The sequence below is a fragment of the Pseudomonas sp. TWI923 genome (assembly GCF_039673365.1).
In the GTDB taxonomy this organism is placed as follows: domain Bacteria; phylum Pseudomonadota; class Gammaproteobacteria; order Pseudomonadales; family Pseudomonadaceae; genus Aquipseudomonas; species Aquipseudomonas sichuanensis.
In genome coordinates, this window is record NZ_JBDJLM010000011.1 from 1 (window position 1) to 23720 (window position 23720).

General features: G+C 64.7%; 20 protein-coding genes. 10 read left to right on the forward strand and 10 right to left on the reverse strand.

Annotated features, from left to right (window positions below):
- The first annotated feature begins 250 nt into the window (after positions 1–250).
- The 4 genes from ABE459_RS07275 to pcaC are packed head-to-tail and all read left to right on the forward strand — an operon-like array spanning position 251 to position 4109.
- Complete coding sequence (locus tag ABE459_RS07275; RefSeq protein ID WP_323831403.1) at positions 251–1540, forward strand: MFS family transporter; 1290 nt, start codon at positions 251–253, stop codon at positions 1538–1540.
- Between the two features lie 9 nt (positions 1541–1549).
- Positions 1550–2902 carry a 3-carboxy-cis,cis-muconate cycloisomerase gene (locus ABE459_RS07280; RefSeq protein ID WP_323831401.1) on the forward strand — a complete coding sequence of 451 codons (1353 nt, stop codon included), beginning with the start codon at positions 1550–1552 and terminating at the stop codon, positions 2900–2902.
- Positions 2903–2913: 11 nt separating this feature from the next.
- Positions 2914–3705 carry a 3-oxoadipate enol-lactonase gene (pcaD, locus tag ABE459_RS07285; RefSeq protein WP_323831399.1) on the forward strand — a complete coding sequence of 264 codons (792 nt, stop codon included), beginning with the start codon at positions 2914–2916 and terminating at the stop codon, positions 3703–3705.
- 11 nt (positions 3706–3716) lie between these two features.
- Entirely contained in the window at positions 3717–4109 is a 393-nt protein-coding gene (gene pcaC, locus ABE459_RS07290; protein ID WP_070093782.1) for a 4-carboxymuconolactone decarboxylase, read from the forward strand.
- Between the two features lie 119 nt (positions 4110–4228).
- Here the strand turns inward: pcaC and ABE459_RS07295 are convergent, their stop codons facing one another.
- On the reverse strand, positions 4229–4753 hold the full coding sequence (locus tag ABE459_RS07295) for an Mpo1-like protein (protein ID WP_125462768.1): 525 nt from the start codon (positions 4751–4753) through the stop codon (positions 4229–4231).
- Positions 4754–4844: 91 nt separating this feature from the next.
- Here ABE459_RS07295 and ABE459_RS07300 point away from each other — a divergent pair, with 91 nt between their 5' ends.
- Complete coding sequence (locus tag ABE459_RS07300) at positions 4845–5531, forward strand: Crp/Fnr family transcriptional regulator (protein ID WP_125462769.1); 687 nt, start codon at positions 4845–4847, stop codon at positions 5529–5531.
- Here ABE459_RS07300 and ABE459_RS07305 read toward each other — a convergent pair.
- The 5 genes from ABE459_RS07305 to ttgA all read right to left on the reverse strand — a co-directional run bounded on the left by ABE459_RS07305 (position 5431) and on the right by ttgA (position 14028).
- Positions 5431–6414, reverse strand: coding sequence for a LysR family transcriptional regulator (locus ABE459_RS07305; RefSeq protein ID WP_125462770.1), 984 nt, complete (start codon positions 6412–6414; stop codon positions 5431–5433). The genes ABE459_RS07300 and ABE459_RS07305 overlap by 101 nt on opposite strands.
- Positions 6415–6622: 208 nt before the next feature.
- Complete coding sequence (locus ABE459_RS07310) at positions 6623–7876, reverse strand: OprD family porin (protein ID WP_346648002.1); 1254 nt, start codon at positions 7874–7876, stop codon at positions 6623–6625.
- 399 nt (positions 7877–8275) lie between these two features.
- The gene (locus tag ABE459_RS07315) at positions 8276–9721 is read right to left on the reverse strand and encodes an AdeC/AdeK/OprM family multidrug efflux complex outer membrane factor (protein ID WP_258705778.1); all 1446 of its coding nucleotides are present in this window, start codon (positions 9719–9721) and stop codon (positions 8276–8278) included.
- The gene (ttgB, locus tag ABE459_RS07320; protein ID WP_322359439.1) at positions 9718–12870 is read right to left on the reverse strand and encodes a multidrug efflux RND transporter permease subunit TtgB; all 3153 of its coding nucleotides are present in this window, start codon (positions 12868–12870) and stop codon (positions 9718–9720) included. Before ttgB ends, ABE459_RS07315 begins: the two co-directional genes overlap by 4 nt.
- Positions 12871–12873: 3 nt before the next feature.
- Positions 12874–14028 carry a toluene efflux RND transporter periplasmic adaptor subunit TtgA gene (gene ttgA / locus ABE459_RS07325; RefSeq protein WP_110993741.1) on the reverse strand — a complete coding sequence of 385 codons (1155 nt, stop codon included), beginning with the start codon at positions 14026–14028 and terminating at the stop codon, positions 12874–12876.
- Between the two features lie 255 nt (positions 14029–14283).
- Between ttgA and ABE459_RS07330 the strand changes: the two genes are divergently transcribed.
- Positions 14284–14916, forward strand: coding sequence for a TetR family transcriptional regulator (locus ABE459_RS07330; RefSeq protein ID WP_125462774.1), 633 nt, complete (start codon positions 14284–14286; stop codon positions 14914–14916).
- A gap of 168 nt (positions 14917–15084) precedes the next feature.
- Here ABE459_RS07330 and ABE459_RS07335 read toward each other — a convergent pair whose 3' ends face one another.
- On the reverse strand, positions 15085–16536 hold the full coding sequence (locus tag ABE459_RS07335; protein WP_323831394.1) for an MDR family MFS transporter: 1452 nt from the start codon (positions 16534–16536) through the stop codon (positions 15085–15087).
- 357 nt (positions 16537–16893) lie between these two features.
- Here ABE459_RS07335 and ABE459_RS07340 point away from each other — a divergent pair, with 357 nt between their 5' ends.
- Entirely contained in the window at positions 16894–17763 is an 870-nt protein-coding gene (locus ABE459_RS07340; RefSeq protein WP_125462776.1) for an oxaloacetate decarboxylase, read from the forward strand.
- A gap of 21 nt (positions 17764–17784) precedes the next feature.
- Here the strand turns inward: ABE459_RS07340 and ABE459_RS07345 are convergent, their stop codons facing one another.
- Both ABE459_RS07345 and ABE459_RS07350 read right to left on the reverse strand, forming a co-directional pair.
- Positions 17785–17958 carry a hypothetical protein gene (locus tag ABE459_RS07345; protein WP_189654521.1) on the reverse strand — a complete coding sequence of 58 codons (174 nt, stop codon included), beginning with the start codon at positions 17956–17958 and terminating at the stop codon, positions 17785–17787.
- A 425-nt stretch (positions 17959–18383) separates the two neighbouring features.
- Positions 18384–19295, reverse strand: a complete 912-nt coding sequence (locus ABE459_RS07350; RefSeq protein WP_323831392.1) for a LysR family transcriptional regulator — start codon at positions 19293–19295, stop codon at positions 18384–18386.
- 104 nt (positions 19296–19399) lie between these two features.
- On the opposite strand from ABE459_RS07350, the gene ABE459_RS07355 reads away from it, so the two are divergent.
- Both ABE459_RS07355 and ABE459_RS07360 read left to right on the forward strand, forming a co-directional pair.
- Entirely contained in the window at positions 19400–20275 is an 876-nt protein-coding gene (locus ABE459_RS07355) for an MBL fold metallo-hydrolase (protein ID WP_258705781.1), read from the forward strand.
- A gap of 28 nt (positions 20276–20303) precedes the next feature.
- Complete coding sequence (locus tag ABE459_RS07360) at positions 20304–20918, forward strand: NAD(P)-dependent oxidoreductase (protein ID WP_258705782.1); 615 nt, start codon at positions 20304–20306, stop codon at positions 20916–20918.
- Between the two features lie 154 nt (positions 20919–21072).
- On the opposite strand, the gene ABE459_RS07365 is transcribed toward ABE459_RS07360, so the two are convergent.
- Complete coding sequence (locus ABE459_RS07365; protein ID WP_258705783.1) at positions 21073–21948, reverse strand: LysR substrate-binding domain-containing protein; 876 nt, start codon at positions 21946–21948, stop codon at positions 21073–21075.
- A 112-nt stretch (positions 21949–22060) separates the two neighbouring features.
- Here ABE459_RS07365 and ABE459_RS07370 point away from each other — a divergent pair, with 112 nt between their 5' ends.
- Positions 22061–23698, forward strand: coding sequence for a 5-guanidino-2-oxopentanoate decarboxylase (locus tag ABE459_RS07370; protein WP_346648003.1), 1638 nt, complete (start codon positions 22061–22063; stop codon positions 23696–23698).
- Positions 23699–23720 lie beyond the last annotated feature (22 nt).

The window sequence follows — 23720 nt, forward strand, 5'->3', positions numbered from 1 at the left end:
GGGGGTGGGGGTGGGGTGTGCACATCGAATGGTTTTGTGGTTCTTGGCGCCCTCTTGTTGGGGGGGTCTGGTGTCGCTAAAGGGCTGCCACCCCCCCCCGACAATCTTGGATATATCTCGATCCTGGGGCCGATTCGCGCCCCTTTCGCGACACAAGGCCGCTCCTTCAGGGAGTGGTGTCCGGCAGCGGAACGAGTGTGTAACCAGGTATGTCTAGAATTACCTGTGACCCTCCAGGAGTAAACGCACCATGACCTCAACCTATTACACCGGCGAAGAACGCAGCAAACGCATCTTCGCCATCGTCGGTGCCTCCTCGGGCAACCTGGTGGAATGGTTCGACTTCTATGTCTACGCCTTTTGCGCCATCTATTTTGCCCCGGCCTTCTTCCCCTCCGACGACCCCACGGTGCAGTTGCTCAACACGGCCGGGGTGTTCGCCGCGGGCTTCCTGATGCGGCCCATCGGCGGCTGGATCTTCGGTCGCCTGGCCGACCGTCACGGGCGCAAGAATTCGTTGATGACCTCGGTGCTGATGATGTGTTTCGGCTCCTTGATCATTGCCTGCCTGCCGACCTATGCCAGCATCGGTGCCTGGGCGCCGGCGCTGCTGCTGTTGGCGCGGCTGATCCAGGGCCTGTCGGTGGGCGGCGAGTACGGCACCACCGCCACCTACATGAGCGAAGTGGCCCTGCGCGGCCAACGCGGCTTCTTTGCCTCGTTCCAGTACGTCACCCTGATCGGCGGCCAGTTGCTGGCGGTGCTGGTGGTGGTGATCCTGCAGCAGTTGCTGAGCGAAGAAGAACTGCGCGCCTACGGCTGGCGCATCCCGTTCGTAGTGGGTGCGGTTGCCGCGCTGATCTCGCTGGTGCTGCGCCGCTCCCTGGAAGAAACCAGCAGCGCCGAGACCCGCCAGGACAAGGACGCCGGCTCGATCAGTGGCCTGCTGCGCAACCACGCCGCCGCCTTCATCACCGTGCTGGGCTACACCGCCGGCGGCTCGCTGATCTTCTACACCTTCACCACCTACATGCAGAAGTACCTGGTCAACACCGCCGGCATGAACGCCAAGAGCGCCAGTTTCGTGATGACCGGCGCACTGTTCCTGTTCATGATCCTGCAGCCGGTGTTCGGCATGCTCTCCGACCGCATCGGCCGGCGTAACTCGATGCTGCTGTTCGGCGCCCTGGGCACGCTGTTCACCGTGCCGCTGCTGATGGCGTTGAAGACCGTGAGCAGCCCGTTCATGGCCTTCGTGCTGGTGACCCTGGCACTGTGCATCGTCAGTTTCTACACCTCGATCAGCGGCCTGGTGAAGGCCGAGATGTTCCCGCCGCAGGTGCGGGCGCTGGGGGTAGGGCTGGCCTATGCGATCGCCAACGCAGTGTTCGGCGGTTCGGCCGAATACGTGGCCCTGGGCTTGAAGACCCTGGGCATGGAGAACACCTTCTACTGGTACGTGACCGCCATGATGGCGGTGGCCTTCCTGTTCAGCCTGCGCCTGCCCAAGCAGGCGCAGTACCTGCACGATGATCACTAAGGACGTTGCATGAGCAACCAACTGTTCGACGCCTACTTCACCACCCCGGCCATGCGCGAGGTCTTTTCCGACCGGGGCCGGCTGCAGGGCATGCTCGATTTCGAGGCGGCCCTGGCCCGTGCCGAAGCCACCGCCGGGCTGGTGCCACACGCCGTGGTGCCGGCGATCGAGGCCGCCTGCAAGGCCGAGCGCTATGACGTGCGGGCATTGGCCGATGCCATCGCCACCGCCGGTAACTCGGCGATCCCGCTGGTCAAGGCATTGGGCAAGGTTATCGCCAGTGGCGTGCCCGAGGCCGAGCGCTATGTGCACCTGGGCGCCACCAGCCAGGACGCGATGGACACTGGCCTGGTACTGCAACTGCGTGCGGCGCTGGCGCTGATCGAAAGCGACCTCGACAGCTTGGCCGACACCTTGGCCCGCCAGGCCCTGCAGCATGCCGACACGCCACTGGTGGGCCGTACCTGGCTGCAGCACGCCACGCCGGTGACCCTGGGGATGAAGCTGGCCGGTGTGCTCGGCGCCCTGACCCGTCATCGCCAGCGCTTGAAGGAGCTGCGCCCGCGCTTGTTGGTGCTGCAGTTCGGCGGTGCCTCCGGCAGCCTCGCGGCGCTGGGCAGCAAGGCGTTGCCAGTGGCCGAAGCCTTGGCCGAACAGTTGCAACTGACATTGCCCGAGCAGCCCTGGCACACCCAGCGCGATCGCCTGGTGGAGTTTGCCTCGGTGCTGGGCCTGATCGCCGGCAGCCTGGGCAAGTTCGGCCGTGATGTCAGCCTGTTGATGCAGACCGAGGCGGGCGAGCTGTTCGAACCCTCAGCGCCAGGCAAAGGCGGCTCCTCGACCATGCCGCACAAGCGCAACCCGGTGGGGGCGGCGGTGCTGATCGGCGCCGCCACCCGTGTGCCGGGGCTGGTTTCGACGCTGTTCAGTGCCATGCCCCAGGAGCACGAACGCAGCCTGGGCCTGTGGCACGCCGAATGGGAAACCCTGCCGGAAATCTGCTGCCTGGTGTCCGGCGCCCTGCGCCAGGCCCAGGTGATCGCCGAGGGCATGGAAGTGGACGCCCCACGCATGCGCCGCAACCTTGACCTTACCCAGGGGCTGGTGCTGGCCGAAGCCGTCAGCATCGTCCTGGCCCAGCGCCTGGGCCGCGATCGCGCCCATCATCTGCTGGAACACTGCTGCCAGCGCGCGGTGGCCGAGCAACGCCACCTGCGCGCCGTGCTCGGTGACGAGCCCCAGGTCAGCGCCGAGTTGTCCGCCGACGAACTCGACCGCCTGCTCGACCCTGCCCATTACCTCGGCCAGGCCCGTGTCTGGGTGGCGCGTGCCGTGGCCGAACATCAACGTTTCATTGCCTGAAGGAGACCGCTGTGGCGCACGTGCAACTGGCCGATGGCGTACTGCATTACCAACTCGACGGCCCGGCGCATGCCCCGGTGCTGGTGTTGTCCAACTCGCTGGGTACTGACCTTGGCATGTGGGACACGCAGATCCCGGCATGGAGCGAACACTTTCGCGTGCTGCGTTACGACACCCGTGGCCACGGTGCCTCGGTGGTCAGCGAAGGCCCCTACAGCATCGAACAGCTGGGTAACGATGTGCTGGCGCTGCTCGACGCGCTGGATATCCCCAAGGCCCACTTCGCCGGCTTGTCCATGGGCGGCCTGATCGGCCAGTGGCTGGGTATCAACGCAGGCGCCCGCCTGCTCAGCCTGACCCTGTGCAACACGGCGGCGAAAATCGCCAATGACGAGGTGTGGAACACCCGCATCGACACTGTGCTCAAGGGCGGTCAGCAGGCCATGCGTGATCTGCGTGATGCCTCCATTGCGCGCTGGTTCACCCCGGCGTTCGCCGCGGCCGAGCCGGCCATTGCCCAACGCATAACCGAGATGCTGGCGCACACCTCGCCTGCCGGTTACGCCGGCAACTGCGCCGCTGTGCGGGATGCCGATTTCCGTGACCAGCTCCAGCACATCCAGGTGCCGACCCTGATCGTCGCCGGTAGTGCCGATGTGGTCACCACGCCGGAGCATGGCCGGTTCATGCAGGCTGGCATCCCGGGTGCCGATTACGCCGAGTTCCCGGCGGCGCACCTGTCCAACGTCGAGGTCGGTGCGCCGTTCAGTGACCGCGTGCTCGATTTTTTGCTGGCTCGCTGAGGACATACGCCATGGATGAGAAACAACGCTACGACGCCGGCATGCAGGTGCGCCGCGCGGTGCTGGGCGATGCCCATGTCGACCGCAGCCTGGAGAAGCTCAACGACTTCAACGGCGAGTTCCAGGAAATGATCACCCGCCATGCCTGGGGTGATATCTGGACTCGCCCGGGGCTGCCACGGCATACCCGCAGCCTGATCACCATTGCCATGCTGATCGGCATGAACCGTAACGACGAGCTCAAGCTGCACCTGCGCGCGGCGGCCAACAACGGCGTGACGCGCGAAGAGATCAAGGAAGTGATCATGCAGAGTGCGATCTACTGCGGCATCCCGGCGGCCAATGCCACCTTCCACCTGGCGGAGTCGGTGTGGGATGAGTTGGGGGTTGAGTCGCGGCAATAACGCCATCGCGGGGCAAGCCCGCTCCCACGTCGGATCTTGGACTGCCCCCAAGAAGTTGGAAACCAACTCAACTCTTGGGGCAGTCCCATCTCGTGGGAGCGGGCTTGCCCCGCGATCTACTAGACGGTTGCTTTCTTCTGGCGGATCGCCACCGGCCCGGCATTGGCTTCCACGGCTTTCTTCAGATCGCCACACAATCCGGCCATGAACGCCAGCTCCGCCACCACGAACAACGGCCCGATGATCAGCCCGCTGACATCATCGACAAACGCCGGCTTGCGGCCTTCGTAAGCATGCCCGACAAACTGGATGATCCAGCCCACCACAAACGCCCCCAGCCCGGCGCTCAGCCACAGCCCGGTGGCCTGTACGGCCAGTGCCTGGCCGGCCCATAGGCACAGCCCCAGCAACAGCCCCATCACCAGGCCGAAACGCAGGTCCAGGCGCAGGTAGAACCACACCGACCAGGTGGCCAGCAGCAATGCCGGTGACAGCCACAAACCTGCCACGTCCCAGCCGGGCCGCGACAGCAGGATGCTCACCGCCAGCACGATCAACGGAATACCGACGAAGTGCGTGGTGATATTGCGCGGGTCGCGATGATAGGCGGCGTATTGACTCAGGTGTTCGACGAGGTTTTTCATTGTTGTTCCTCCATCAGGGGTAGGCGCAGCTTGCCCCGTCCATTCGTTGTCGTCTGTCGCCTGGCCGACAGAGTCCGCTTTGCGAGGTGCCATGCACGATTTGCGTCCCCAGTTGCTGCACGGGCAATGGTTCCGGCAGTTGCCTACCAAGGTTCAGGATAGCCTGCTGGCCCTGGCACGAACCCGCGAGCTGGCGCCAGGGCAATGCCTGTTCCAGCGTGGCGATGCGCCGTGCGGGCTGTATGCGGTGCTCGACGGGGCGATGCGGGTGGGGGCGGTGAGCAGCGAGGGCAAGGAGGCGCTGTTGACCTTGGTCGAAGCGCCGTACTGGTTCGGCGAGATCAGCCTGTTCGATGGCCAGCCACGCACCCATGACGCCTTCGCGGAAGGGGCTACACGATTGCTGTGGCTGCCCCAGGCGCCCTTGCTCGAGTGGTTGGCGCGTGAACCGCAGCACTGGCGCGAGTTGGCGCTGCTGATGAGCCACAAGCTGCGCTGGGTATTCGTCGCCCTGGAGCAGCAGAGCCTGCTGGCCGCCGCGCCGCGGGTCGCCCACCGCCTGCTGCAGATCGCCGAAGGCTATGGCGAGCGCGATATCGCCCAGTGGCGCCTGCAACTGTCCCAGGAGCAGCTGGCGCTGATGCTGTCGCTGTCGCGCCAGACCATCAACCAGATCCTCAGGAACCTCGAACAGTCCGGCGTGCTACGCCTGGGCTATGGCGAGGTGGAGATTGTCGATGCGCCGCGGCTGCGGGCAATGGCTCAGCATCCAGGCTGACCAGGGTCTCGATCATCGCCCGCGCCGCCGGCGACAGGCGATAGCCGCTGCGGCTGACCACCCCGCAACGCACGCTCAGCACCTCCAGCCCCGGCGGCAGGTTGCGCCAGTGCAGGCGCACCAGGGTGCCGGCGGCCAGGTCCTCGGCCACCGCTTCTTCGCTGGCGCTGCCGACCGCGTCGCTGGCCAGCACCACACTGCGCAGCACCGCCAGGTGCTCGGTTTGCAGGTGCGGGGTGAAGTCGTTGCGCCCGCTGAGGTTGGCCAGGCGCTTGCGTACCCCGGGGGCGAGCAGGGCGCAGGCCAAGGGGTAGGCGAACAGGTCGTTGGTCGACAGGCTGTCCTTGGCCAGCAGCGGGTGCCCGGGGCGGCAGAAGAACAGGCCGGGGCGTGGGTTGAGCGGTTCGGTGTGAAAGTTCGGGTCGGCCTCGAACGGGCGAATGTCATCGACGAAGAACTCGATCTGCTCGCGGCGTAGGGCCTGGCCCAGGCGCTCGGCGTTGTCCACCAGCAGTTGCGTGCGGATGCCGGGGTGGCGCTCGATGAACTGCTGCAAGGCCTCGGGCACCAGGCGCACCGCCAGGGCCGGGCCACTGCCGAAGTGCAGTTCGCCGGCGTCGAGTTTGGTCATCTGCAACACCTCGTTGTTCAGCTGGGCGGCGCCTTGCACCAGGCGGCGGGCGTGTTGCAGCACCACCTGGCCTTCGGGGGTGGGGGGCAGGGCTTTGTTGCCACGGTCGACCAGGGTGCAGCCGAGGGTCTGCTCGAGGTTCTGGATGGCCCGGCTGAATGCCGGTTGGGTGATGCCCATGGCTTCGGCGGCGCGGACGAAACTGCGGTACTCGGTGAGGGCGATGAAATAGCGCAGTTGGCGGAGGTCCATGCTCGGGCTCTGGTGCGGGGATCAGGGCTCGGTTTTAGCTTTTGTTACATATAGCGTCAAAGAATGTTATTTGATTTATATATGCACTTTTGTTCTTTGTTGTCATTGCTGGCCTCTTCGCGGGTAAACCCGCTCCCACAGGATTGGTGAGAAACCTGTGGGAGCGGCGGTTCGCCGCTGCGATTTACCCGCGAAGAGGCCGGACCTGCTAGAGCAGGTTCAGCGGATAGCTCACGATCAACCGGTTCTCATCGAATGCGTTGGTGCTGTAGTCCCTGCGCATGGTGGAGTTGCGCCACTTCAGCGACAGATCCTTGAACGTGCCCGACTGCACCACATAAGCCAGCTCGGTCTCCCGCGCCCATTCCTTGCCGTCGTTCACCGCGCTGGTGTGCACGTTGTCACCCTTGATATAGCGGTTCATCAAGGTCAGCCCAGGGACACCGACGCTGACGAAATTGAAGTCGTGACGCACCTGCCAGGAGCGTTCCTTGGCGTTGTCGAAGCTTGAGTTGTAGCTGTCGTTGGCCAGGGTGCCGCCGCTGGTGCCGTTGACCCGCATCCAGGCGTCGTCGCCACTGACCTTTTGCAGGCCAACGTAGAAGGTATGCCCCTTGTAGCGTGCCGAGAGCAGGGCCGAAGCGGTGCGGTTGTCCAGCTTGCCGGCGCGTTCGCTGCCATCTTCCTTGCCGATGAAGTAACCGAGGTTGGCGCCCAGGGTCCAGTCGCCCAATAGCTGGCTGTGCACCAGGTTGAGGTACTGCTGGCGGTAGATGTCTTTGAGTTGCGCATCCCACAGCCCAATCATCGTGCGCTTGTCGTTGAAGGTGTATTCACCGCCAGCGAAGTTGAAGCGATCGGAGGTTGCGGCGGCGCGGCCCTGCATGAACATGTCTTCCATGCTCGCGTCGTTGCGCGGGCTGTTGCCACGGAACTGGCCGCCATACAAGGTGAGGCCATCGATCTCCTTGGAGGTGAGCTGGCCGCCACGGAAGGTCTGCGGCAACGAGCGGCCATCGTCGGAACGCAGGATCGGCAGCACCGGCATCCATTCGCCGACCTTCAGTTCGGTCTGCGACAGGCGCGCCTTGAACGCCACGCCCAGGCGGCCGAAGTCATCGGCCGGGCGGCCATCGTCGTGCACCGGCAGCAGTTGGGTGCCGGCGGTGCCTTTGCCGCCGTCGAGCTTCTGCGAATACAGGCCCAGCACATCCAGGCCGAAACCGACGGTGCCCTGGGTAAAACCGGAGCGGGCGTCGAGGATGAAGCTCTGGGTCCATTCCTCGGCCTTGCCCTGGGGGTTGGCCGGGTCGACGAAGTTGCGGTTGATGTAGAAGTTGCGCAGGTTGAGGCTGGCCTTGGCGTCCTCGAAAAAGCCGCTTTCGGCGGCCAGGGCGGGCAGGGCGCAGGACATGGCCAACAGGCCGGGCAGCAGCTGGCGTGCGGGGTGCAAAGTGCTCATCTGTCGTGGATCTCTTGTTTTTATTGGGCGAGCCGGGGCGCTGCGGGTGCGGGCCGCAGGGGACGGGCGTCTTTGTGAGAACTTGTGCAACGTTGCGTGGGCGATGGTGCGGGGGAGGGCGGGGGCGAGGCAATTCGCCGCAAGCGGAATGGGGCGATTATCGAACGCAATGTTCGTGGTGGTTGGTTTGTGAGCCAGCGGTGACCGCTGTCCCTGTAGGAGCGGCCTTGTGTCGCGATAGGGCTGCAAAGCAGCCCCTGCGATCTTTGCATCAATGCTTAAATCCTGGGGCTGCTGCGCAGCCCAATCGCGACACAAGGCCGCTCCTACAGGAGTGGTGTACGGCATGCAAACAAAAAGCCCACCGCGAGGGTGGGCTTGATGCTGTTGCCGGTGTGATCAGCCTTTTGGCGACTGTACCGACGCTTGCTGGTTGGTCTGCTCGTACCAGCCGCCACCGAGGGCCTTGTACAGGTTGACCTCGCTGACCAGCTGCGACAGGCGATCGCCGATCAGCGACTGCTGGGCGCTGAACAGGTTGCGCTGGGCATCGAGGAAGGTCAGGTTGCTGTCGATGCCGATGCGGTAGCGGCGCTCGGCCAGGCGGTAGTAATCCTGGTTGGCGGCCACCAGGTCACGTTGCGCCTGCAACTGCTCTTCGAACGTCTTGCGTGCGGCCAGGCCATCGGCGACTTCCTGGAAGGCGGTCTGGATGGTCTTTTCGTACTTGGCGACGTTGATGTCCTTCTGGATCTTCGAGTAGTCCAGGCTCGCCTTCAGGCTGCCGGCGTTGAAGATCGGCAGGTTGATCTGCGGCTGGAACAGCCAGGTGCCAGAGCCACCCTTGAACAGGCCGCCCATGTCCGGGCTCAGGGTCCCGGCGTTGGCGGTCAGGCTGATGCTCGGGAAGAACGCGGCGCGGGCGGCGCCGATGTTGGCGTTGGCGGCCTTGAGCAGGTGCTCGGCCTCCTGGATGTCCGGGCGGCGCTGAAGAATGTCGGATGGCAGGCCGGCCGGCACTTCGGCCAGTTGGTCGGCATTGAGCTCCAGCGGCTTGGCCAGGTTGGCCGGGATGCCGGTGCCGATCAGTACCGCCAGGCTGTTGGCGTCCTGGGCGACCAGGCGCTGGTACTGCGAGTACTTGACCCGCGCGCCTTCCACGGCAGTGCGCGCCTGGCTGACGTCGAGGGCCGAAGCCACGCCCACTTCATTGCTGCGGCGGGTGAGGTTGTAGCTTTCCTCGTAGGTTTTCAGCGTTTCTTCGGTCAGCTTGAACAGCGCCTGGTCGGCCTGCCAGGTGTAGTAGGCGTTGGCCACGCTGGCCACCAGGGCGATCTGCGTGGAACGGCGCGCCTGCTCGCTGGACAGGTAGGTTTCCAGGGCCTGCTCGGTCAGGCTGCGCACCCGGCCGAACAGGTCCAGCTCGTAGGCGCTGACGCCGAGGGTGGCCGAGTACTGGCTGGTGATGCCGGCCTCACCGGACTGCGACATGTTCGCCGGCATCCGCTGGCGGCTGCCACTGCCATTGGCGGAGACGGCCGGGAACAGGTCGGCGCGCTGGATGCGGTACTGGGCGCGGTAGGCGTCGATGTTCAACGCCGCCACGCGCAGGTCGCGGTTGTTTTCCAGCGAGGTCTGGATCAGCTGCTGCAGCGCCGGGTCATGGAAGAACTGGCGCCAGCCCTGTTCGGCAGCGGCCACGTTGGCCGACTCGGTCGGCGAGTACGCAGGGCCTTGCGGCCACTGCGCGGCGACCGGCGCTTCCGGCGTCTGGTAGTCAGGGATCAGCGAGCAGCCGCCGAGAATGAAGGCGGTAACCGCCAGGGACAGCAAAGACTTGGTCATTGCCCAGCCTCATAACGTGGAGTTTCAGGGGTGGCGTCGGCTTTCGGCTCTTTACTGCCGAACAGCGACGACACTGCTACGAAGAACAGCGGTACCCAGAAGATGGCCAGCACGGTTGCACTGATCATGCCGCCGATCACCCCGGTGCCGATGGCATGCTGGCTACCGGCGCCCGCGCCACTGGCGATGGTCAACGGTACCACGCCGAGGATGAACGCCAGGGAGGTCATGATGATAGGGCGCAGACGCATGCGGCACGCCTCGATGGCGGCGTCGTACAGGCTGCGGCCCTGCTCGTGCAGTTCCTTGGCGAATTCGACGATCAGGATCGCGTTCTTGGCCGCCAGGCCGATGGTGGTCAACAGGCCGACCAGGAAGTACACGTCGTTGGACAGCCCGCGCATGCTGGTGGCGATCAGCGCACCGATGATGCCCAGGGGTACTACCAGGACCACGGCGATCGGGATCGACCAGCTTTCGTACAGCGCTGCCAGGCAGAGGAACACGAACAGGACCGAGAGGGCGAACAGCGCCGGCATTTGCGAGCCGGAGAGTTTTTCCTCGTAGGACATGCCGGTCCAGGAGTAGCCGATACCGGCTGGCAGTTCGCCGGCGATGCGCTCGACTTCGGCCATGGCTTCACCAGTGGAGTAGCCTGGGGCCGGGGCACCGAGGATCTCGACTGCTTCAACGCCGTTGTAGCGCGACAGTTTCGGCGAACCGTAGGTCCATTCGCCCTTGGCGAACGAGGAGAACGGCACCATCTCGCCGGCGCCATTGCGCACGTACCATTTCTGCAGGTCTTCCGGGCTCATCCGCGCGTTGGGCGCGCCCTGGATGTAGACTTTCTTGACCCGGCCACGGTCGATGAAGTCGTTGACGTAGTTGCCGCCGAGGGCGATCGACAGGGTGCTGTTGATGTCGGCGATGGTCACGCCCAGGGCGCTGGCACGTTCGTCATCGATGGTCAGCTGGTACTGCGGTTCGTCGTTCAGGCCGTTCGGGCGCACAGCGCTGAGGATCTTGCTCTGCGCGGCCTTGGCCAGGAACTGGTTGCGCGCTTCCATCAGCTTGACGTGGCCGACGCCGGCGCGGTCCTGCAGGAACACGTCGAAGCCGGTGGCGTTACCCAGCTCCAGCACCGCAGGCGGGGCGAAGGCGAACACCATCGCGTCACGGAAGCTGAAGAAGTGCTGCTGGGCGCGTTGCGACAGCTTGAACACGCTGTTCTCGGCCGAACGTTCGCCCCACGGCTTGAGCATGATGAACGCCATGCCCGAGCTCTGGCCGCGGCCGGCGAAGTTGAAGCCGTTCACGGTGAACACCGAAGCCACGGTGTCGGCTTCTTCCTTGAGCAGGTATTCGCGCATCTGGTCGACCACCACCTGGGTGCGCTCGGCACTGGAGCCGGCCGGGGTCTGCACCTGGGCGAACAGCACGCCCTGGTCTTCCTCGGGCAGGAACGCGGTGGGGATGCGGGCGAACAGCCAGATCATGCCGACCACGATCAGCGCGTAGGCCAGCAGGAACGGCACCTTGTTGCGCAGGATGGCGCCGACGCTGCGTTCGTAGCCGACCACGCTGCGGTCGAAGTTGCGGTTGAACCAGCCGAAGAAACCGCGCTTGGCCACATGGTGCTCGCCCTTCTTCAGCGGCTTGAGCATGGTGGCGCACAGGGCCGGGGTGAAGATCAGCGCGACCAGTACCGACAGGCCCATGGCCGAGACGATGGTGATCGAGAACTGACGGTAGATCACACCGGTGGAGCCGCCGAAGAAGGCCATGGGCAGCAGTACCGCCGACAGCACCAGGGCAATACCCACCAGCGCGCCCTGGATCTGCTCCATCGAGCGCTTGGTCGCCTCCTTGGGCGGCAAGCCCTCCTCGGACATGACCCGTTCGACGTTCTCCACCACGACGATGGCATCGTCCACCAGCAAGCCGATGGCCAACACCATGGCGAACATGGTCAGGGTGTTGATGCTGAAGCCGGCCGCCGCCAGGATGCCGAAGGTACCCAGCAACACCACGGGTACAGTCATGGTGGTGATGATGGTGGCGCGGAAGTTCTGCAGGAACAGGTACATCACCAGGAACACCAGGACCACGGCTTCGATCAGGGTGTGGATAACCCCGCTGATCGATTCGGTGACCACCGGGGTGGTGTCATACGGGAACACGGCCTTCACGCCAGGCGGGAAGAAGGGTTCCAGGTCGCTGATGGTCTTGCGCAACGCCTTGGCGGTATCCAGGGCGTTGGCGCCGGTGGCCAGCTTCACGGCAAGGCCCGAGGCGGGCTTGCCGTTGAACTGGGCGCTGACCGCGTAGTTTTCGCCGCCCAGACCGACTTGTGCTACATCGCCCAGGCGTACCTGGGAGCCGTCGCTGTTGACCTTGAGCAGGATCTTTTCGAACTGCTCGGCGGTCTGCAGGCGGGTCTTGCCGATGATGGTGGCGTTGAGCTGGGTACCCGGCAGGGCCGGCAGGCCGCCGAGCTGGCCGGACGACACCTGCACGTTCTGCGCGGCAACCGCGGTGCGCACGTCGACCGGGGTCAGCTGGAACTTGTTGAGCTTGGCCGGATCGAGCCAGATACGCATGGCGTACTGGGCACCGAACACCTGGAAGTCACCCACGCCTGCGGTCCGCGAGATCGGGTCCTGCATGTTGGAGACGATGTAGTTGGCCAGGTCGTCCTTGGTCATGCCGCCGTCTTCGGACACCAGGCCGATCACCAGCAGGAAGTTCTTCACAGCCTTGGTGACGCGGATACCTTGCTGCTGCACTTCCTGCGGCAGCAGCGGGGTGGCCAGGTTGAGCTTGTTCTGCACCTGCACCTGCGCGGTGTCGGCGTTGGTGCCCTGCTCGAAGGTGGCAGTAATGGTCATGCTGCCGTCGGAGTTACTTTCCGACGACACATAACGCAGGTTGTCGATACCGTTGAGCTGCTGCTCGATCACCTGCACCACGGTGTCCTGCACCGTCTGCGCCGAGGCGCCCGGGTAGGTCACGGCGATGGCGATGGCCGGCGGCGCGATGCTCGGGTACTGGTTGATCGGCAGCTTCAGGATCGACAAGGCGCCGACCAGCATGATCACCAGGGCGATCACCCAGGCGAAGATCGGGCGATCGATAAAGAACTTCGACATGGTTTACTCCGCTTTGGCGTCTGCTTTCGCCGCGTTGGCCTGATCGGGGCCGGCCGGCTTCTTGACGTTGGTGGCTTCGCTGACCTTGACCTCGACGCCTGGGCGTACGTATTGCAGGCCTTCGGTAATCAGGCGGTCACCCGGGTTCAGGCCTTCCTCGATCAGCCAGTCGCTGCCCAGGGTACGGCTGGCCTTGAGCTGGCGCAGTTCGACCTTGTTTTCCTGGTTGACCACCAGTGCGGTCGGCGCGCCCTTGAGGTCGCGGGTCACGCCCTGCTGCGGGGCCAGGATGGCGTTGGCATTGACCCCGGCCTTGAGGCGGGCGTGCACGAACATGCCCGGCAGCAGGGTGTGGTCGGGGTTGGGGAAGATCGCGCGCAGGGTCACGGAACCGGTGGTTTCGTCGACCGCGACCTCCGAGAACTCCAGGCGGCCTTGCTGCTTGAACAGGCTGCCGTCTTCGAGCACCAGCTGCACTTGCGCGGCGTTGTCACCGGCTTTCTGCAACTGGCCGCTTTCCAGGTCACGGCGCAGCTTGAGCAGTTCGGCGGTGGACTGGGTGACGTCGACGTAGACCGGGTCGAGTTGCTGGATGGTGGCCATGGCGTTGGTCTGGCCATTGCTCACCAGCGCGCCTTCGGTGACCGAGGAACGGCCGACGCGACCGCTGATCGGTGCCAGTACCTTGGTGTAGCGCAGGTCGATCTGGGCACTCTTGAGCGCGGCTTCTGCCTGCAATCGTTTGGCATTGGCGTCGTCGTATTCCTGCTTGGAGACGGCCTGCTCGTCGATCAGCTGCTTGTAGCGTTCGGCCAGCGAGCGGGTAGCCTGCAGGTTGGCCTGTGCGTTGGCCAGGTTGGCCTCGTAGACGGCGGGATCGATCTGGTAGAGCTGCTGCCCTTCCTTGACGTCGCTGCCTTCCTTGAACAGGCGCTTGAGAATGATGCCATTGACCTGCGGGCGGACTTCGGCGATGCGGTAGGCCGTGGTGCGCCCCGGCAGTTCCGAGGTCAGGGTGAAGGACTGGGGTTGAACGGTTACGACGCCGACCAGAGGAGCCTGCGGCGCAGGCGCGGCTTCTTCTTTCTTACAGCCACTGAGCAGGGTTGCCAGGGCCACGGCGGAAACCAGGGCGGTTACGGCTGGCTTGAATTGCATGAGGATCCTCGGGTCGCTGGAGCAAGGGAGCTCAAGAATAGTGGAAGTGTCTTGTCAGAAAAACGCTATCCGGTGGATTAATAGCTTGCTACCGAATATACTTACATTCATGCTTGTTTGTAAACACCGCCGGTGGATTGCATACCCCCCACCGCGAACCGCTCAATTACCCCGGGAACGGCCCCTGAAGAGGCGACCCCGGCCTGATTCCCGCCCGCCAGAAGTGCGTGCGGGGCCTGAAGAGGTTGTGTTGCCATGGTCCGTCGAACCAAAGAAGAAGCCCAGGAAACCCGCGCCCAGATCATCGAGGCGGCGGAAAAGGCCTTCTACAAGCGCGGGGTTGCGCGAACCACACTGGCCGATATCGCAGAGCTCGCGGGGGTGACCCGTGGCGCGATCTACTGGCATTTCAGCAACAAGGCCGATCTGGTCCAGGCGCTGCTCGACTGCCTGCACGAAACCCACGACCACCTGGCCCGGGCCAGTGAGAGCGAGGATGAACTCGACCCGCTGGGTTGCATGCGCAAATTGTTACTGCAAGTGTTCAACGAGCTGGTGCTTGACGCCCGAACCCGGCGTATCAATGAAATCCTGCATCACAAGTGCGAATTCACCGACGACATGTGTGAGATTCGCCAGCAACGCCAAAGCGCGGTACTCGACTGTCACGTGGGCATCGCCCTGACCCTGACCAACGCCGTGCGGCGTGGGCAATTGCCTGCCGACCTCGATTGCGATCGTGCTGCCGTGGCGATGTTTGCCTACGTCGATGGCCTGATCGGGCGCTGGTTGCTGCTGCCGGACAGTTTCGACCTACTGCGCGATGCCGAAAAGTGGGTGGACACCGGGCTGGATATGCTGCGCTTGAGCCCAAGCCTGCGCAAATGACACTTTGTGAAGGATTGTGAGGAAGTCTTTTTCCCATGGATTAAAGTGGGATTAACAGTGGGGCCGCGTTGCGGCCCTATCGCTGGCAAGCCAGCTCCCACAGGGTCGGTGCAATCTCTGTGGGAGTTGGCTTGCCAGCGATAGGGGGGCGAAGCGCCCCCGGCGATCTCACCGGCCGCGCAGTTGCCGATCCGGCAACGCCAGCGCAGCCAGCAACCCAAGCAGCGAAGCTCCGGCACTGGCCAGCAACAGATGCCGGAACGTTTCCAGCAACCGCGCCTGGGTCTCCAGATCCGCCTCACCTGCCTTGAGGCTACCCAGCAGGGGATTGCCCAGCAGCTCGAAACCACCCTGTTGCAACAACGCCAGCAGCAGGCTGGACATGCACGCCACCCCCATCGCTCCACCCAGCGAACGGAACAGGTTGGTGGTGCTGGTGGCCACGCCGATGTCCTTCGCCTCCACTGCACTCTGGGTACCCACCAGGGAGGTGGGGAACTGCAACCCGCAGGCGATCCCGGTCAGCAGCATGAACAGCGCGCTGAGCCAACCCGATTGCGGTGGTGTCAGGGCCATGGCGGCGATGGCAACCGGCATCAGCAGCGCGCCGGTCAGGATCTGGGGCTTGAAGCGCCCGGTGCGGCTGGTCATGCGCCCACCGGTGAACGCGCCGATAGGCAGCCCCATGGCCAGTGGCAGCAGGTGCAGTGCGGCGCTGTCGGCGCCGGCCCCGGTGATGCCCTGGTAACGCAGGGGCATGAGCATGGTCAGCGATATCGACTGGAAGCTGGCGAAGAAGATCACGCACCAGCACAGCACCGCGACCCAGTTGCCGAACAGGCTCATCGGCAGCAGCGGCTCACGGCAACGCCGCTCGTGGGTGACGAACACCAGCAGCCCGAGCAGCGCGCAGCCCAGCAGTAACAGTACCGGTGTAGACTGCCAGGCATGCCCCTGGCCGACCAGGGTGATGCCCAGCAGCAGGCAGCCCAGGCCAATGATCATCAACACCGCGCCCAGGTAGTCCACCTGTACCTCGCGGCGCTTCACCGACAAACCGTCGAGGGCACGGTGGATCGCCCACAGCGCTACCAGCCCCAGCGGCAGGTTGATCCAGAACACCCAGCGCCACGACAGGTACTCGGTCAGCCACCCGCCCAGCACCGGCCCGGCGACACTGGCCAGGGCGTACATGCTGCTGAAATAGCCTTGGTAACGGCCGCGTTCGCGCGGCGGCACGAAGTCGCCGATGATCGCCTGGCTCACCGACACCATGCCGCCTGCGCCGATGCCCTGCAGCACCCGCGCCAGCACCAGCTGCGGCATGTCCTGGGCCAGGCCGCAGGCGATCGAGGCGAGGGTGAACAGCGCAGTGCCGGTGAGGATCATGCGCCGCCGGCCATACAGGTCGCCGAGCTTGCCGTAGATCGGCACGGCGATGGTCATGGCCACCATGTAGCCGGAGATGACCCAGGCCAGCAGGCCGACATCGTTGAACTGGGCGGAAATCGCCGGCAGCGACACCGCGACGATGGTCTGGTCGAGGGCGCCGAGGAAGATCGCCAGCATCAGGGCGGTCAGTACGCTGCGCAGAACGGTAGGGGGCAGGGCGGCGGTCACGGTGGCTACCTGGTTGTGATCAGCTCATTCGGAGTGGCCTGATTGTAACCTGAGTTGAGTAGCTTCCTATGTACTCTGTGCATCCCCTATGCAAGATCGGCATTGGCGCATTCATCCAGTGCTGCATGGCTGCGTGATATCGTGCAAAGGCTGCAGAGGCTGAAATCCGGGGCCTGCACCAGCATGGTGCAGCGTTTTGCCGCAGGGTTTCGCGTTGCTGTATTTCCACACCTTTTATTCCTCTGCCTGCATGACGAGCATGACCGCACCGATGGCGACGGTTGGATCAGTCAGGTAGACCCGATACAGGGGTCGGTTGTCAGCCGTTCAACATTTCTTATTACAAGCGGAGTGATCATGCCCAAGGCTTCCCACCACGATCTGCGTTTTGCCTTCCGCGAACTGCTCGCTTCAGGTTCGTGCTATCACACCGCTTCGGTCTTCGACCCCATGTCTGCGCGCATCGCCGCCGACCTTGGCTTTGAAGTCGGCATTCTCGGCGGTTCGGTTGCCTCGTTGCAGGTACTGGCCGCGCCGGACTTTGCCCTGATCACCCTCAGCGAGTTCGTCGAGCAAGCCACCCGTATTGGCCGCGTTGCCCAACTGCCGGTACTCGCCGATGCCGACCATGGCTATGGCAATGCCCTCAACGTAATGCGCACGGTGATCGAACTGGAGCGTGCCGGGGTTGCCGCCCTGACCATCGAGGATACCTTGCTGCCGGCTCAGTTCGGCCGCAAGTCCACTGACCTGATCCCGGTGGAAGAGGGCGTCGGCAAGATCCGCGCTGCCCTGGAGGCCCGCGTCGACTCGGCCATGGCGATCATCGCCCGGACCAACGCCGGGGTGCTGAGCACCGAAGAAATCATCGTGCGCACCCAGAGCTACCAGAAGGCCGGCGCCGATGGCATCTGCATGGTGGGGGTCAAGGACTTCGAGCAATTGGAGCAGATCGCCGAGCACCTGAACGTGCCGTTGATGTTGGTCACCTACGGCAACCCGAACCTGCGTGACGACGAGCGCCTGGCGCGCCTGGGCGTGCGTATCGTGGTCGACGGCCACGCCGCCTACTTCGCCGCGATCAAGGCCACCTACGACTGCCTGCGCCTGCAGCGTGGCCAGCAGCACAAGTCGGACAGCCTCACCGCCACCGAGCTCTCGCACACCTACACCCAGCCGGAGGACTACATCCGTTGGGCCAAGGAATACATGAGCGTCGAGGAGTGACCGGCGCGCGGCGCCGTCGCTTTATCTGACGGCACTCAAGGTTGCGGTGTGGGGCACGCAGTGTTCCTGCGCGCAACTGGCTGCGGTGTTGGGTTGGCTGCGCAGCAGCTCGACCCGCCAACAGGCCGAACCGTAGAGCCCTACGACGGCGGCCAAGGCAAAGACCAGCGCGCAACGCCTGGACTTGATACTCATGGTGCTTACCTCCTGTTGTTGTAACAGGTGATAACGGTAAGCATAGGCCCGGCTTGGATATCTGCACTGGCCTCATTGCCGGTGGGACCGCGTGCTGGCGGGGTGAACTGTTCACGATTTGCAGCGCCTATGAGATCGAGCGCCGCCCGCGCGGCGCATCGCTGGCAAGCCAGCTCCCACATTTGTTTCGGGCCAATTATTCCTGTGAAAGTACCTGCGCTCGCCTTGGCGCATGCCTTGAGTGATGTGGGGCGGCGGCAACGCCCACACTGAAATCGCGTCGTACCAACAAGGCGGACAGTGATGACCTTGCAGGAGTAACTGGCCCGAAACAGATGTGGGAGCTGGCTTGCCAGCGATGCGCCGCGCGGGCGGCGCTCGATCTCGAGAGCGCTGCAAGGCTATCGCCCTGCACCTGGCCCCCCCTAAAGCCCCAACCCCCGATCCCACTCCGGCTCATCCCCAAACCGCTCCACCAGAAAATCCAGCATGCTGCGCAAGGTCGCCGGCATGTGCTTGCGCGACGTGTACACCGCGTTCAGGTTCAGCTCCCGTGGCCGCGCCTCGGGCACTAGGCGCACCAGTTCGCCGCTGCGCAGCGCACTGGTCGCCTGGTAGGTGGGCAGCATGGCGATACCGGCGCTGGCCAGCGCAGCCTTCTGCAAGGTCATGGCCTCGTTGGCGCTGATATTGCCCTGTACCGGCACGGCGACACTCTGCCCGCCCACCTCGAAATGCCACAGGCTATGGCCGAAATAGGCATGGGTCAGGCAGTTGTGCCCGCTCAGATCCTCCACCCGCGCAGGTGTTCCGTGTTCGCGCAGGTACGCGGGGCTGGCGCAGACCACCGAGCGACACACGCTCAGGCGCCGGGCGATCAGGTTGGGGTCGACGTCGTTGCTGGTGCGGATCGCCAGGTCGATGCGTTCGTCCACCAGGTTGACGGTGCGATCGAGCATCTGCAGCTCCACCTTCACCCCGGGGTAGCGCTTGACGTAGGCCGCCAGCGCATCCACCAGTTGAGCCTGGCCGAACGAGGTGCTGACGCTGATGCGCAGCTCGCCGCGAGGGGCATCATCGGGCTGGCGCACGGCGTGCTGCAGGTCGCCGGCCAGTTCCAGCAGTTGCCGGCAGCGCGGCAATGTCTCCTGCCCGGCGGCGGTCAGGCTGAGCTTGCGCGTGGTGCGCTGCATCAGCCGGGCGCCGACCCAGTCCTCCAGCTCTGCCAGGTAGCGCGACACCACTGGCCGGGAAAGCTCCAGGTGATCCGCCGCTGCAGACTGGCTGCCCAGGTCGACGACGGTGACGAATACGCGCATGGCGTTGAGACGGTCCATGATTTGCCCGATTTCAGAAATGAACTATGTCGCAGCATCGCATTTTTTGTATTGAATCGGGCAACTAAGCTGTGCTCCATCGACTCACTCATCAGGAAGCAACGATGTCACTGTTCACGCCCCTGCGCGGCCTGCTGCTGGCCTGCGTCACCCTCGCTGGCCAGGCCATGGCAGCCGATCCGCTCAAGCTCGACGTCTACAACCCAGGCCACGACGCCATCTTCCCAGTCAGTTCGGTGATCGTCAGCGGCGAACACGACGCGATCCTGGTCGATGCGCAATTCGGCAAGGGCCAGGCCGAGCAGGTGGTCGAGCGCCTGCGCAAGAGCGGCAAGCAACTGACCACCATCTATATCAGCCACGGCGACCCGGACTACTACTTCGGCCTGGACACGCTCACCCAGGCGTTCCCCAAGGCCCGAGTGGTCGCGTCGGCCGCCACCGTTGCCCATATCCGCAAAACCATGGATGCCAAGCTCGCCTACTGGGGCCCGCAAATGGGCGCCGACAAACCGGCCAAGCTGGTCGTGCCACAAGTGCTCGACGGCAATCAGCTGAAGCTTGAAGGCCAGGCGCTGGAAGTCGTTGGCCTGGACGGCCCGCAGCCGGACCGCAGCTTTGTCTGGATCCCGTCGATCAAGGCCGTGGTGGGGGGTGTGGTGGTGTCCGAGCACATCCATGTGTGGATGGCCGACACCCAGACCGCGCAATCCCACGCCGACTGGCTGGGGACCCTGACCAGGATCGAGCAACTGGCGCCGCGTACCGTGGTCCCCGGGCACTACCTGGGCGACAGCAGCCGTTCACTGGAGGCCGTGCGCTTCACCGCCAACTACATTCGTGACTTCGATACCGAAACCGCCAAGGCCGGCAACGCCGACGCACTGATCGCGGCGATGAAAAAGCGCTACCCGAACCTGGCCGACGAAAGCTCCCTGGAACTGGGAGCCAAGGTCGCCAAGGGCGAGATGAAGTGGTAATCCCATTCAACCTGTTGGAGTGTTTCCCATGAGCAAGATCGCAATCATCGGCGCCACCGGGCGTGCCGGCAGCCAACTGCTGGAAGAGGCCCTGCGCCGTGGCCACAGCGTGGTCGCCATCGCCCGTGATCCATCGAAGCTGCAAGGCCGGGACGGCGTGACCGTCAAGGCGCTGGACGCCAAGGACAGCGCCGCCCTGCAGGCGGCGGTCAGCGGCTGCGACGCGGTGCTGAGCGCCGCCCATTTCTCCACCCTTGAACCCCAGGCCGTCATCGAGCCGGTCAAGCGCGCCGGCGTGAAGCGCCTGCTGGTGGTGGGCGGTGCCGGCAGCCTGCTGTTGCCGTCCGGGCAGCGGGTGATCGACAGCCCGGATTTCCCCGAGGCCTACAAGGCTGAGGCCAATGGCGGCGTGCGCTTCCTCGATGCCTTGCGCCAGGAATCGGCACTGGACTGGACCTTCCTGTCGCCGTCGGCGGAGTTCGTTGAGGGGGAGCGCAGCGGGCACTACAAACTGGGCAAGGATCACCTGTTGATCGGTGCCGAGGGCAAGAGCTGGATCACCTTTGCCGACTATGCGATCGCGATGATCGATGAGCTAGAGAAGCCGGCGCACTCGAAGACGCGGTTCACCGTCGGTTACTGAGTCGCCTGTATTGGCCCTATCGCCGGCAAGCCGGCTCCCACAGGTACAGTGCCGGCCTTGAGAGACACACGATCCATGTGGGAGCTGGCTTGCCAGCGATGAGGCCAGAGCAAGCAACACAAGGCTCAGCGGGGCGCAACGCGCCCCCGGCGTTCTAGTGCCTGGCACGCTCCTGCAGCCACTCCATCAATTCGACCAACCCCGCCGCCATGGTCTTCGACGGGCTCACCAGGTAATACCCTTTCCCGGTCGTGACCTTCAGCCCGAATGGCATGCACAGCCGCCCGCTGCGCAGGTCATCGCCGATCAGCGCCCAATCGCCGATGGCGATCCCCGTGCCCTGCGAAGCCATGGCCATCGCCATGTCCAGGGTCTCGAAATGCTGCTTCGGTCCTTGCGGCTCGAACCCGGCTCCCGCCGCCTGCAACCACAGCCGCCAGTCATGTTCGTCCCGCGAGGGGTGCAGCAGCATGTGCCGCAACAGGTCCTGCAACTGCTGCAATGGCAATGGCCCGTTCAGCAGCGAGGGCGCGCAGACCGGCGTGAGTTGTTCATCGAACAGTTTGCGCACCTGCAGCCCGTGGTTCGGTACGGCGCCATACACCACGGCGGCATCGAAACCTTCATGGCGGAAGTCCACCCCGTGCTGCACCGTAGTGGTCAGCTCCACCGGCACGTCCGGGCGCAAGGCCTGCCATTCCATCAGGCGTGGCAACAGCCAGCGCATCACGCAGGTTGGCGCCTTGAGCTGCAGCGTGCTGCTGCGCCCGCCCACCTCGCGCACGCCTTGCTCGACCAGGGCGAAGATCTGTTGCACCCGCGGCAGCCAGTCCTGCCCTTCGCGGGTCAGTGCCAGGCCACGCGCCTGGCGCTGGAACAACGGGTAGCCCAGGTGCTCCTCGAGCCCGGCGATCTGCCTGCTGACCGCACCCTGGGTGATGTGCAGCTGCTGCGCGGCGCGGGTGAAGTTGCAGTGCTGGGCGGTAACCAGGAAGGTATGCAGGGCGGGCAGGGGCGGTAGCCGTTTCATCGTGGTAAGCCATGATGTGAAGTCATGGCTAGTATGTGTTTTTTTGCATTGTGGCGGTAGCCGCAGATTGGTTCCATGAACACCGATTTCAACAAGATTCGGGTATTCGATCATGGCAACCTGCGGCGAAATGTTGGTCAAACTCCTCGAAGACTATGGTGTTGACCATGTCTTCGGTATTCCCGGTGTGCATACCGTGGAGCTGTACCGTGGCCTGGCGGCGTCATCTATCCGCCACATCACCCCGCGCCACGAACAAGGCGCCGGGTTCATGGCCGATGGCTACTCGCGCACACGCGGCAAACCGGGGGTGTGCTTCATCATCACCGGCCCAGGCATGACCAATATCACCACCGCCATGGGCCAGGCCTATGCCGACTCGATCCCGATGCTGGTGATCTCCAGCGTGCAGTCGCGCAGCCAGCTCGGCGGTGGGCGCGGCAAGTTGCATGAGCTGCCCAACCAGTCCGCCCTGGTCGCCGGCGTGGCAGCCTTCTCGCAAACGCTGATGAGCGCCGATGACCTGCCCCAGGTGTTGGCCCGGGCCTTTGCCGTGTTCGATGGCGCGCGGCCACGCCCGGTGCATATCGAGATTCCGTTGGACGTGCTGGTCGAGCCTGCCGATCACCTGCTGGCGGCACGCCCCGTGCGCACCAGCCGCGCGGGCGCTGCGCCGCAGGCGGTGCGGCAGATGGCCGAGCGCCTGGCCAAGGCGCGTCGGCCACTGATTCTCGCCGGCGGTGGTGCGTTGGCCGCCGGCGCGGCGCTGGCCCGTCTGGCCGAGCACTTGCAGGCGCCAGTGGCGCTGACCATCAATGCCAAGGGGCTGCTGCCGGCGAACCACCCATTGCAGATCGGTTCGACCCAGACGCTGCCGGCGACCCGCGCGCTGGTCGCCGAGGCCGATGTGGTGCTGGCCATCGGCACCGAGCTGGCCGAGACCGATTACGACGTGACCTTCAAGGGCGGCTTTGAGATCCCCGGCAGCCTGCTGCGCATCGATATCGACCCAGACCAGACCGTGCGTAACTACCTGCCCGAGCTGGCGCTGGTGGCCGATGCCGAGCAGGCCGCCGAGGCGCTGCTCGCTGCCCTGCAAGCGCAGCCGCAGCCACCCCGCGACAGCGAGTGGGGCGCCGCGCGTGCCGCGCGTCTGCGCCAGGACAATGCGGCGACCTGGGACCCAGTGACCCTGAGCCAGACGCGCCTGCTGACCGGCATCCTGGAAACCTTGCCCAATGCCATCCTGGTCGGTGATTCGACCCAGCCGGTGTACACCGGCAACCTGACCCTGGACATGGCTCAGCCACGCCGCTGGTTCAATGCGTCGACCGGCTACGGCACCCTCGGCTATGCCTTGCCTGCCGCCATGGGCGCCTGGCTGGGCAGCGCCGAAGTGCCCGCCCGGCGAGCGCCGGCGGTGTGCCTGATCGGAGACGGCGGCCTGCAGTTCACCCTGCCGGAACTGGCCAGCGCGGTGGAAGCGCAGGTGCCGCTGATCGTGCTGCTGTGGAACAACCAGGGGTATGAGGAAATCAAGAAGTACATGGTCAACCGGGATATCGAGCCCGTGGGCGTGGATATCCATACCCCTGACTTCGTCGGTGTGGCGCGGGCGTTGGGGGCCGAGGCCGAGAACGTGGGTGATGTCGCGCAGTTGCAGGCGGCGCTGGGACGGGCGGTGGAGCGCCGCGGGCCGACGCTGATCCAGGTGGATCAGGGGCAGTGGCAGGCTGCAGTGGTGGGATAAGCCGTCGTGATCCATCGCGGGG

Coding starts and splice junctions, on each gene's coding strand:
- ABE459_RS07275 (WP_323831403.1), top strand. CDS start 251: ATGACCTCAACCTATTACACCGGCGAAGAACGCAGCAAACGCATCTTC.
- ABE459_RS07280 (WP_323831401.1), top strand. CDS start 1,550: ATGAGCAACCAACTGTTCGACGCCTACTTCACCACCCCGGCCATGCGC.
- pcaC (WP_070093782.1), top strand. CDS start 3,717: ATGGATGAGAAACAACGCTACGACGCCGGCATGCAGGTGCGCCGCGCG.
- ABE459_RS07295 (WP_125462768.1), bottom strand. CDS start 4,753: ATGAAAAACCTCGTCGAACACCTGAGTCAATACGCCGCCTATCATCGC.
- ABE459_RS07300 (WP_125462769.1), top strand. CDS start 4,845: ATGCACGATTTGCGTCCCCAGTTGCTGCACGGGCAATGGTTCCGGCAG.
- ABE459_RS07305 (WP_125462770.1), bottom strand. CDS start 6,414: ATGGACCTCCGCCAACTGCGCTATTTCATCGCCCTCACCGAGTACCGC.
- ABE459_RS07310 (WP_346648002.1), bottom strand. CDS start 7,876: ATGAGCACTTTGCACCCCGCACGCCAGCTGCTGCCCGGCCTGTTGGCC.
- ABE459_RS07315 (WP_258705778.1), bottom strand. CDS start 9,721: ATGACCAAGTCTTTGCTGTCCCTGGCGGTTACCGCCTTCATTCTCGGC.
- ttgB (WP_322359439.1), bottom strand. CDS start 12,870: ATGTCGAAGTTCTTTATCGATCGCCCGATCTTCGCCTGGGTGATCGCC.
- ttgA (WP_110993741.1), bottom strand. CDS start 14,028: ATGCAATTCAAGCCAGCCGTAACCGCCCTGGTTTCCGCCGTGGCCCTG.
- ABE459_RS07330 (WP_125462774.1), top strand. CDS start 14,284: ATGGTCCGTCGAACCAAAGAAGAAGCCCAGGAAACCCGCGCCCAGATC.
- ABE459_RS07340 (WP_125462776.1), top strand. CDS start 16,894: ATGCCCAAGGCTTCCCACCACGATCTGCGTTTTGCCTTCCGCGAACTG.
- ABE459_RS07345 (WP_189654521.1), bottom strand. CDS start 17,958: ATGAGTATCAAGTCCAGGCGTTGCGCGCTGGTCTTTGCCTTGGCCGCC.
- ABE459_RS07350 (WP_323831392.1), bottom strand. CDS start 19,295: ATGGACCGTCTCAACGCCATGCGCGTATTCGTCACCGTCGTCGACCTG.
- ABE459_RS07355 (WP_258705781.1), top strand. CDS start 19,400: ATGTCACTGTTCACGCCCCTGCGCGGCCTGCTGCTGGCCTGCGTCACC.
- ABE459_RS07360 (WP_258705782.1), top strand. CDS start 20,304: ATGAGCAAGATCGCAATCATCGGCGCCACCGGGCGTGCCGGCAGCCAA.
- ABE459_RS07365 (WP_258705783.1), bottom strand. CDS start 21,948: ATGAAACGGCTACCGCCCCTGCCCGCCCTGCATACCTTCCTGGTTACC.
- ABE459_RS07370 (WP_346648003.1), top strand. CDS start 22,061: ATGGCAACCTGCGGCGAAATGTTGGTCAAACTCCTCGAAGACTATGGT.